This window comes from Microbulbifer agarilyticus (assembly GCF_019800665.1).
GTDB lineage: Bacteria > Pseudomonadota > Gammaproteobacteria > Pseudomonadales > Cellvibrionaceae > Microbulbifer > Microbulbifer agarilyticus_C.
Map to the genome: position 1 here is coordinate 1 of NZ_JAHVKO010000011.1, position 9,576 is coordinate 9,576.

Here is a 9,576-nt window from a genome sequence, read left to right on the forward strand (position 1 = left end):
CTTCGGGCCTGCGGCCCTTCGCGGGACAGCTTACCTTGTGCACCACTTGCGCAGGTCGCTTTGCTCCCAGTTTTGCGCAAGTGGTGCACAAGGTAAGCTGCCCCTGCTGGCGGCGTTAAGTACATAAAAGGTGACGAGGTGTTTGAGTCGCATGAGCTTAATGAGGTGCTTAAAGCTGAGCTAGCTCGTGGTAATGAGGTGGTCGAAGAAACGGACTGGCCACCAAAATGCAAAAGACTAGTTATTTTAAAAAAGCGCTTTCATAATTCTTATAATACTACCGCGCTAGAGTATCGTGAGTTGAGAGATTCGCATTATTGGTACGCAGAATACACAACAATAAGTGAACTAGAGTGCCTGGCTTGCAGGTGATAAGCACTTAACAAGGCCGGGCAACTTGCTCCGGGCTTGTGGCCCTCCGCGGGACAGCTTACCTTGTGCACCTTTTACGCGGGTCGCTGTGCTCCCATTTTCGCGCAAAACGCGCACAAGGTAAGCTGCCCCTGCCGGCGGCGTTATTGGTGCCGGTAGGTTTTTTTCATTTATCCGAGGTTACCGAAGTCTCAGTGCCTCAAAGTAGCATCCACCATGGAGCTAGTTTGGCTGGTTGCTATGCAAGCATGTTCGTTCCTAGAGTGTTCGCTCAGGCTCGGTAGAGGAGGGCAATCCAGAGTATTCCCCTGGAGTGCCAGTAAGATAAAAAATAGTTGGGGGAAGTGCGGTATTCTTTCCTCGTAAATTTAGGCAGTGGCCAGCCAAGCCGTGGCTGGCAAAGTGCTAGTAGGTAATTCAGAGTGCGGCCGCAATAACGAGGCTAGGCAGGATCGCCCAGCCCCTTCGGGGCTCGGCTGGGACAACCTACGCTGCGCTCCGGCTGCCCCTGCTAGCGGCGTTAGTTTTCCCCAAGGAGTAGCGAAATAAATATACGGAGAATGGACTACAAGCTTGGGAAGGAGAGCAAGCTATTTAAGGTGCTCGTACTTAAAGAGATTCGCAGGCTTCAATTGAAATCGCTAATTCAAAGGTTTGCTACGCGCGAAGCCAAAGCGATTCGGTCAGGTGATTCGTTCTATCTGTGGCGTGTTAGGCGGCTTCGCGCTGTAGGCATATATGAGGATCGGTTCGGCGGCGTTCCTGATCTATTTAAAGCCAGAAAACTGCCGATACTAAAATCTTACTATGTAAATAATGGGGTATATATTTGGCCTCGCCCTCGGTAAAGTGACCTCAGGCGCAGTGGACTCAAAAACTAACAAGCGCAAGCAAAATGCTCCGGCCCTTCGGGCCTCCGCGGGACGCCCAATACTATGCACCTTTTGTGCTGGTCACTGCGTTCCCAGTTTCGCACAAAACGTGCATAGTATTGGTCGCCCCTGTTGCGGGCGTTATATGTCACCAATGAAAGAAAGCCATGCGTAGAAGTCCCGTCCCATTGAAGGCGCGTGATATAGGGTTAGGCGTTTCCATAGCTATAGCCACTGCGATTTTGACGCTTATAAATAAGCCGTCTGAGTTCTTTAATTTGGGTAATGGGCGTATCACGATGTGTGAGCAAACCTTCTCATTACGAGGATCCATTACTAGGCTATATTTCCGCACGGATAGTGGACTTGTAGCTGATACGCTCCATCATAGATGCAAACCAGGTGATTCTATTTTGGTAAGGCAAGGTAAAGGTAGGATTTTTGGGAATGCCTACTATGAAGTAAAAAACATATAACAAAGCCAGGCAAATAGCTCCGGGCCTTCGGCCCTCCGCGGGACATCTTACCTTGTGCGCCTTTTGCACAGGTCGCTGTGCTCCCATTTTTGCGCAAAATGCGCACAAGGTAAGCTGCCCCTGCTGGCGGCGTTATGAGTACGTACTGACAGCATGCTAGTTATTGGAATACTTTGTTTTGCTTTGGGGTTTGGGTTGTTTCTCTTTGCCACGGTTTCAGGCAGGAGCCTCTTGAAGGCTGTAAAGAACGAACGCCCGGATCTTCACAAAAAGTATTTTTCGCTTTTCAATCGTTCCTACTATTATTGGGGGCTGATATTCGGCAATGCGGAACTTGAGCGAGAGGATCTACCAAAGGAAGTATTAGCGTCTAAAAAACGAGTAAAAAGAAGGTATGAAGCATCATTCATATTCTTTTTTCTCTTCGTTGCGCTGCTACTCCTGGAGGTACTCATAACAAACGCAAGCAGTTGACTCCGGCCCTGCGGGCCTCCGTGGGACGCCCAACACTATGCACATTTTGTGCGAGTCGCTGCGCGCCTAATTTCGCACAAAATGTGCATAGTATTGGTCGCCCCTGTTGCGGGCGTTATGAGTCTAAGAGCTGATGAGCCAAGAAGATCTAAAAGCCAGTATTTGTAGGGAAGCTTTGCTCATTTGCAATGATCGGATTGAGAGTAAGGCACGAGTAACCCTGCCCCAGATTATGGATTCCACTAAAGCTCAACTTGAGTGGCTCATATCCTATTTTGAGACAGGAACCGGAGATAGAGCAGGGCTCTTTAATCTAACTTTCGGGCATTTTGCGGCAAGAGAGATAGATGAATCGGATCGGGAACTTATAGAGGCGCTGAATAAGGCCTTTTATGTTGCTGTAAGAACCAGAGAGGGGTTAAAGGTTGACCTCAACGTCCTTGGTACAAACTCATAACAATCGCAGGCAAATTGCTACGGCCCTTTGGGCCTCCGCGGGACGCCCAACGCTGTGCACATATTGTGCTGGTCGCTGCGCGCCCTTTTTAGCACAATTTGTGCACAGCATTGGTCGCCCCTGCTGCGGGCGTTAAGCACTCGAAGGTAGATATGAAAGAGCTCGAAGATAGAGTCATCAAAGCCAGTCAGCTAAAGAATGCCCTTGTCGTAGCGGGTTCAATAGTTTTTGTTTGCGTCGGAGTTTGGTTACTTACTCTTGATATATCGACTATTGAGGATGCCAAGAGGTTCAATAATCCCACTTTGGTCTATGCATTGGGCATAATCGTGATATTTGCTTGCGGTATCAACGCTATCTTAATTACGAAAAAAATTTTTGAAAGAAAGCCAGCCTTGACTCTTACCGCGGACGGCATAGTTGATAATTCAAGTCCTGCTTCGGTCGGCAAGATTTTGTGGTCTGAAATAACTGGGCTAAGAGAGAGAGAAGCGGGTGGTCAAAAATATATCGCAATACTCGTTAAAAATCCTGAAAAGTACTGCCAATCTGGAAATCCAATAAAAAGAGCTATCAATAGCTATAGCCTCAAGACTTGGGGTACACCTATATATCTCACAGCTAACAGTCTTAAAGTTGACCACCAAGGGCTAAAAACCGTCGTTTATGACTATTATCGAGCCGCCAAGAAGCGTGCTTAACAAGGCCGGGCAATTTGCTCCGGGCCTGCGGCCCTCCGCGGGACAGCTTACCGTGTACACCTTTTACGCGGGTCGCTACGCTCCCATTTTCGCGCAAAATGCGCACAAGGTAAGCTGCCCCTGCCGGCGGCGTTATAGGTCGTACATGAAGAAACTATTTTTGCTCTTTTCGACATTCGTGATGAGTGGCTGTGTGACAACGGCAACAGTGGTGGCATGTGCAACAAGCTCTGATAAGTTCCCAGGTAAAGAGCGATATAACCTCTCACTTGCGGCGGAGATCGAGACAGAAAAGGGCTCTCAGGTAAGCGAAATTCCAGTCTTATGCATTTATAAGGATCGTAAATGTGGAGGTGGGGATTGGTATTTTGAGTGGAACCAAAGAGTAGAAGAAGATTTGTCTTTTAATCTTGGAGCAGAAAAATCTCTCTTATTTGACGTTCCCAGCTGTACTACTCTGCTGCAATACGTTGGGGAAGAGTATCCTCATGGAGATTCAAGCATAATCTCCAGCGGCCAGATTTTTCCAATTGGTAATGCGGACTTATCAAAATCCCAAGCAAAAGCAGTGTATGGCGTTAGGCTGGTCAACTATTCCATCACCGAGAGCGGCGAGGCTCCAAACCTATAACAAACACAGGCAGTAGGGCTCCGGCCCTTCGGGCCTCCGCGGGACGTCTTACCTTGTGCACAATTTGCGCGGGTCGCTGCGCTCCCATTTTCGCGCAAATAGCGCACAAGGTAAGCCGCCCCTGCTGTGGGCGTTAAGTGAATATGTGTCCGGAGAAGAAAAAGCTAATAGCGGATCTTAAAGAGGCGTCTTCGTTCCTAAGAGAAGAAGGTTTCGATTGTTTGTGGTCATCGTTTGATAGCTCGGAAGATTTTGCAGATGAACTGGATAGAATTTGCTTCTTGTTGGAGAAAGAGGGCTTCGATCCTTTTTCTTCGATAAAATGTTTTTATCTTAGAAAGAAAGCTAAATATCTGTGGTTTACGCCTACTTTTGACTGGGACGATACTGTTTCTGGCGAGCGAGCGCTGAGGCTTGGAAATGATCTATACGAAAACCTGTAGAGTATCACTTAACAAGCAGCGGCAGGGCGACAGCCAACGCTACGCACATTTTGTGTTACTCACTGACGCTCAAACATTAACACAAAATGTGCTCCGCGCTGGCTGCGCCTGCGCTGGGCGTTATGCATAGGTAGGAATAATGAGCTTAGAGTGGTTTCTGGCAATGGGAGCATTTACAGGCTGCTGGATACTTAGCGCAGTGCTCCCGAAAATGATCTTTGATCCTGATTATCTATCTGCACACTCATCATTATATAAGCTTATATTGCGACTATTGGGTTTCCTTGCCTTGGTGGCCTGCTACCTATATTCGATATTTTCTTCCATACCTCTCGTGGTCTGGAGTGGCCTTGGTATACTCGTTGTTGTGACCTTATGCACTGTTTACGCACGGTTTAAAAATGCATAACAAGCGCAAGCAAAATGCTCCGGCCCTTCGGGCCTCCGCGGGACGCCCAACGCTATGCACGTTTTGTGCGGGTCGCTACGCTCCCAGTTTCGCACAACACGTGCATAGCATTGGTCGCCCCTGTTGCGGGCGTTATGAGTCTTTAATCCGAGAGTAAGCATGCTTAAGAAATTATTTGGGAAAAAGGAAAATACAGAAAAGGTTTTTATTATCCCTTTTCATGTTAAGCCTCTAGAAAACTCAATAATGCCTCCTGAATTAGGTGGCGCGTATGTAAGCTGTTATGCCACAGGTGAAACATACGTTGAGGCAACAGAGAAAGCATTACAAAAGTTAGCTGAAGACGGCTTGCACCCAGAGGAAATACTCCAACCAATCAATGAAATGCTAGCATCAGATTGGTCTGTGCACATAAATGAGCAATGGAAAGATTATGTTAGCAATCTGCCCACTCAAAGTGAGTTCGAGGCCAGCATTATTTCCGGCAAAGTTGTTTATGGGCCGTTCGGTTCATACAACCCAGATTAACCATGAGTCATAGCAAAATCATAACAAGTCAAAGCAGCCTCGCACCTACGGTGCTGGACTGCCAACACTGGGCGTCTTTTGCAATGGCTTCGCCATTTTATCGCAAAAGCCCCCCAGCATTGTCAGCCGCTGTTTGAGGCGTTAGGCATACAAAAATGAAGTGGATCTTGTCGTTGGCAGTAGCCTTATTACTAACTATGTCTGCAGAAGCGGAAGAATTTAAGCTTTTTCATGAGCTACTGTATGTCAGGGACGGAGTTGAAGTTGTAGAGCAGGTAAGTGTCAGCGAAAACGAACTCCTTGTTTTGATTAATTGGAGTGTAGAGGGTTCGGCGGTCTTTCCTGAGTGGGATTCAGTCAAAATAAATAACGCAGATAAAAATCAATTAATTTACTTGGCCAAAAAGTTTGACTTGTTACAGTGGGAACATGATTACCATTACAAGTGGTGTCATGGTGGACACGCACAACTATCAGTGCAGATTTCAGGCGAATCGAATCATAGCTTTGGTGCATGTTCTTATCCGCCAAACTATAGAGAGTTCTTGGATGCTATGTATTTCATCGTTAATGAAAAGATGCAAAAATTAACCCTTAAGGGCAACGAATTCGCTGTAATCGAAAGCCGTGGTGCGGATTAGATCGTTATCATAATAATATAGAGCTTATTTCCTGTTTGGGGGCTGTACCCAGATTGGTATCCCTAACAAGGCCGGGCAATCTGCTCCGGGCCTTCGGCCCTCCGCGGGACAGCTTACCTTGTGCACCTTTTGCGCAGGTCGCTGTGCTCCTATTTTCGCGCAAAAGGCGCACAAGGTAAGCTGCCCCTGCCGGCGGCGTTAGGGTTTAAGTAGAATTTATGCCAAGAAAGCAATTGTATATCTTGTTTTCTTCAATTATATGCTTCGCGGTGTCTGTAGAGATATTGAGTCGAAGCATTGGGGTTTGTCAGGGCGTTTTTATAGAGGAGCTCCCAGATCATGAGCAAGTTTTTCCTTAAGTGCTTACCGTTTACTGTAGGCATATTTTTTACAGTTGCATTTGTATTCCTGCTCCATGAATTCGTAAGGGGTTTCGACTATGAAGACTTGGAGTTTACTATTGAGGTACTGCCTTATCTCGGGATGTCATTTCTTTGTGCATTAGTTGGCATTCCTTCAGTAATTTTTGGCATAAATCGTTTGTCTGAGGGGCAACCCTAACAAGGCGCTGCAGGGGACGTCTTAGTTTGTGCATCTTTTGCGCAGTCGCTGCGCTCCATGTTCGCGCAAAAGTCACACAAACCAAGCCGTCCCTGAGCGCGGCGTTAGGGCTACTCTCTGATCGAGAGCTATTTGGATTTAGAGTATGAGAAAAATTATAAAACTGAGCTTAACTGGCTTGCTGTTATCGGCTGCACAAGCCTTCGCAGGAGCGTGTGATAGTGCACCGAAGTCTTCCGTTACCCAAATCGCTGGAGCCCCTGTAGAGCGATGGGCAAAAGTTGAATGTTCAAAATATGGCCACATTATTACTTTTACTGAAAACTATGGGTTCATACTTATCCCAGAACGCAGGCCAATAATTTATCCAGCCCAACTAGTTACTAACGAGAAACCGAGCTTGGGGCCAGATCAATACTATTTCACCTCTATATCAGTAGATGAGCTTAGTGGAAGTGCAAATGAATTCCTGCACGGCTTGCACCAGAAAAATATATTCGGATCTATTGGTCAAGATGTCCCAGAGGCTAAGCCAAAAATTTGGGAGCTTTCAGCTACTACAAATGAAAACAAGGATTTGGCGCTCTATTTTTATGAGTATCCAGATATTGTGGTGGGTACTTCATGCTGGGAAAGTTGTGCACCTACAAAAGGCTTTGTCGTGGCAAGGAAACCAAAGTAGCCCTAACAAGCGCAAGCAGTATGCTCCGGCCCTTTGGGGCCTCCGCGGGACGCCCAACGCTAAGCACATTTTGTGCGGGTCGCTGCGCTCCCAGGTTCGCACAAAATGTGCATAGCATTGGTCGCCCCTGTTGCGGGCGTTAGGTGCACTATGAAGTTTCTTTCACTTGTTTTAGTTTTACCAGTGTTGGCTTCGTGCTCTGTAATTTACACCGGCATTATTCGAAACAACTACGAGACTCCTGTCCTGATCGATAGTCAAAAGGGAGTTAAAGGGGATAATCAAGCAGACACGGGTGGCTCCGTTCAAATTCCAATATTTGAGACAGAATCAGGTACATGTATATCGGTTAAAAATGACGGGAATACAATTTACTATTCCGTGCCTGCCCCACCTAAGTGGTCGCACATTAGCGGCAACTGGGATGTGAAGTTCCAGCTAATGGTGTCTCCAGAAGGAGCTTTTTATATAGGGAAAAAGGGGCAGCGTCGTAAATTAATAGAGGTCGCGAGCTGTGGCACCTAACAAGCGGCTGTTGTCGCCCCTGCGGGGCTGGGACTGCCTTTCCGCGGCTTCGCCGCTCCAAGTCAGCCCCAAAGCCGGGCGTTAAATACACATCAGGCAGATGAAGAACTACATAATTCTTGGTGCATGTACTCTGATGATTCTGATGTTTTCATCGGTATATGCTTTTTTGAAAGGCGTGGAGGGGGAAAAGACTCTTTTGGATCAAGTAGAGTCTTTGGCCAGAGCCAATGCGGTAAGAGAGCTTGAGACGGGTAATCTGAGTCTTCTGGCAGAAAGCTATATGGGGGCTGTACTAAAATTCATACCCGGGCTAGATAAAGACAAATACCTTAATTGCCTATCGCCATTTATTAGCGTTCGTTATTATAAAGACAATGCTGATCTAGAGCCGACCGCTACCATTTTGGAAACCTATGCTGAGCTCGAAGATAGACCAGAGACTAGCTACCACTATGCACTAGCATTCAATGCAGCAAAGCTAGAGGTCATAGGCGAGCACCCGAGAGCAGGTTGTATTTAACAAGCACAGGCAGTGAAACTCCGGCCCTTTGGGCCTCCGTGGGACGTCTTACCTTATGCACGTTTTGCGCAGTCGCTTCGCTCCCATTTTCGCGCAAAACGCGCATAAGCTAAGCCGCCCCTGCTGTGGGCGTTATGTTTCAGGAGGCCATGTGAGTAAGGATTACTTTATCGACTGTCCTTGCTGTGGGTATATATCTCTAAGAGCTGGAGAGCATGGTGAAATTTGCCCAATCTGCTATTGGGAGTATGACTCCTCTGTTGATCACCGAGTTTCGGTTCCGTCAATTTGTAACCACGGACTAACCTTGGAGGAAGCTAGGGTAAACTTTGACATGATCGGCGCTTGTACAGAACATTGTGTTAAGTATGCGCTACCCGCTGAAACTCGAGCTAAATTCGAGCATATAAGTGAAAAAACATAACAAACACAGGCAGTTTGCGTCAGCCCCTAGCGGGGCCTCTGCGGGACGGCCTACGCTACGCTTCAGCCGCCCCTGCTGTGGGCGTTATGTGAGCAGAAGTCCAATAAAACTCTAAGGTATAAGATGAAGTTAAATAAATCGTTACTTGTATTGCTATCTGTCATTTCTTCTAGCGCGATTTCTTCTGAAATTTATGACTGCAAAATTTCGGAATCATATACCTTGGGAAAAAACGCAGAACTTAACAAGTATTCCTACGATAAATTCAAAGGGAAAAGTATCACTTTCAATAAAGTTGAATATAGTATCGACGTCAACGGCGAAGGAGAGCTTATGCCAATACAGAGCTCTAGTCTCAGCGCAAACTATATGAAAGATAAATCACTAGAAACTATGGTTCTTTCAACGCCGGAAGGTAACGATGGTGCGTTTGAAGTTTCCTATTTTTATAAGTTTAAAAATCCAGCAGGCGCTTTTACAAAAGGTGTAGCTAATCTATCGATTTATGAGTTCTATAGAACAAGTAGTATCCTAAGTAAAGGAAGAGAAAACCCTACTAGTGCACCATTTTGGTTTAAATCCAATGGCCTGCTGCATACTGGCTTGTGCTCCGACGTCTAGTGGGTTCACATAACAATCAGCGGCAGAGCGACAGCCAACGCTACGCACCTTTTGTGTTACTCGCTGTCGCTCAAACATTAACACAAAAGGCGCTCCCCGCTGGCTGCGCCTGCGCTGGGCGTTATTGGTGCCGGTAGGTTTTTTTCATTTATCCGAGGTTACCGAAGTCTCAGTGCCTCAAAGTAGCATCCACCATGGAGCTAGTTTGGCTGGTTGCTATGCAAGCATGTTCGTTC

The 9,576-nt window shown here is 46.8% G+C and carries 10 protein-coding genes; all 10 read left to right on the top strand.

The annotated features are described in order from the left end of the window. The first annotated feature begins 2,327 nt into the window (after nucleotides 1-2,327). Complete coding sequence (locus KUV22_RS17065; protein WP_222232989.1) at nucleotides 2,328-2,651, top strand: immunity protein Tsi6 family protein; 324 nt, start codon at nucleotides 2,328-2,330, stop codon at nucleotides 2,649-2,651. Nucleotides 2,652-2,803: 152 nt separating this feature from the next. After that, entirely contained in the window at nucleotides 2,804-3,352 is a 549-nt protein-coding gene (locus tag KUV22_RS17070; protein ID WP_222232990.1) for an STM3941 family protein, read from the top strand. A 145-nt stretch (nucleotides 3,353-3,497) separates the two neighbouring features. Continuing rightward, the gene (locus KUV22_RS17075) at nucleotides 3,498-3,983 is read left to right on the top strand and encodes a hypothetical protein (RefSeq protein WP_222232991.1); all 486 of its coding nucleotides are present in this window, start codon (nucleotides 3,498-3,500) and stop codon (nucleotides 3,981-3,983) included. Between the two features lie 1,011 nt (nucleotides 3,984-4,994). Beyond that, the gene (locus KUV22_RS17080; RefSeq protein ID WP_222232992.1) at nucleotides 4,995-5,363 is read left to right on the top strand and encodes a hypothetical protein; all 369 of its coding nucleotides are present in this window, start codon (nucleotides 4,995-4,997) and stop codon (nucleotides 5,361-5,363) included. A gap of 155 nt (nucleotides 5,364-5,518) precedes the next feature. After that, nucleotides 5,519-6,004: a hypothetical protein gene (locus KUV22_RS17085; protein WP_222232993.1), complete on the top strand. Its 486-nt coding sequence runs from the start codon at nucleotides 5,519-5,521 to the stop codon at nucleotides 6,002-6,004. Between the two features lie 706 nt (nucleotides 6,005-6,710). Beyond that, nucleotides 6,711-7,247 carry a hypothetical protein gene (locus KUV22_RS17090; RefSeq protein WP_222232994.1) on the top strand — a complete coding sequence of 179 codons (537 nt, stop codon included), beginning with the start codon at nucleotides 6,711-6,713 and terminating at the stop codon, nucleotides 7,245-7,247. Between the two features lie 150 nt (nucleotides 7,248-7,397). After that, nucleotides 7,398-7,772 carry a hypothetical protein gene (locus KUV22_RS17095; RefSeq protein ID WP_222232995.1) on the top strand — a complete coding sequence of 125 codons (375 nt, stop codon included), beginning with the start codon at nucleotides 7,398-7,400 and terminating at the stop codon, nucleotides 7,770-7,772. 136 nt (nucleotides 7,773-7,908) lie between these two features. Continuing rightward, nucleotides 7,909-8,295, top strand: coding sequence for a hypothetical protein (locus KUV22_RS17100; protein ID WP_222232996.1), 387 nt, complete (start codon nucleotides 7,909-7,911; stop codon nucleotides 8,293-8,295). 55 nt (nucleotides 8,296-8,350) lie between these two features. Then, complete coding sequence (locus tag KUV22_RS17565) at nucleotides 8,351-8,719, top strand: CPCC family cysteine-rich protein (RefSeq protein WP_390625309.1); 369 nt, start codon at nucleotides 8,351-8,353, stop codon at nucleotides 8,717-8,719. Nucleotides 8,720-8,842: 123 nt separating this feature from the next. Beyond that, on the top strand, nucleotides 8,843-9,340 hold the full coding sequence (locus KUV22_RS17110) for a hypothetical protein (RefSeq protein ID WP_222232998.1): 498 nt from the start codon (nucleotides 8,843-8,845) through the stop codon (nucleotides 9,338-9,340). Nucleotides 9,341-9,576: the final 236 nt, after the last annotated feature.

Bases quoted from the DNA above. Each gene is read 5' to 3' on its own strand.
- KUV22_RS17095 (WP_222232995.1), top strand. From the start codon at position 7,398: ATGAAGTTTCTTTCACTTGTTTTAGTTTTACCAGTGTTGGCTTCGTGC.
- KUV22_RS17075 (WP_222232991.1), top strand. From the start codon at position 3,498: ATGAAGAAACTATTTTTGCTCTTTTCGACATTCGTGATGAGTGGCTGT.
- KUV22_RS17070 (WP_222232990.1), top strand. From the start codon at position 2,804: ATGAAAGAGCTCGAAGATAGAGTCATCAAAGCCAGTCAGCTAAAGAAT.
- KUV22_RS17080 (WP_222232992.1), top strand. From the start codon at position 4,995: ATGCTTAAGAAATTATTTGGGAAAAAGGAAAATACAGAAAAGGTTTTT.
- KUV22_RS17565 (WP_390625309.1), top strand. From the start codon at position 8,351: ATGCACGTTTTGCGCAGTCGCTTCGCTCCCATTTTCGCGCAAAACGCG.
- KUV22_RS17085 (WP_222232993.1), top strand. From the start codon at position 5,519: ATGAAGTGGATCTTGTCGTTGGCAGTAGCCTTATTACTAACTATGTCT.
- KUV22_RS17110 (WP_222232998.1), top strand. From the start codon at position 8,843: ATGAAGTTAAATAAATCGTTACTTGTATTGCTATCTGTCATTTCTTCT.
- KUV22_RS17090 (WP_222232994.1), top strand. From the start codon at position 6,711: ATGAGAAAAATTATAAAACTGAGCTTAACTGGCTTGCTGTTATCGGCT.
- KUV22_RS17065 (WP_222232989.1), top strand. From the start codon at position 2,328: ATGAGCCAAGAAGATCTAAAAGCCAGTATTTGTAGGGAAGCTTTGCTC.
- KUV22_RS17100 (WP_222232996.1), top strand. From the start codon at position 7,909: ATGATTCTGATGTTTTCATCGGTATATGCTTTTTTGAAAGGCGTGGAG.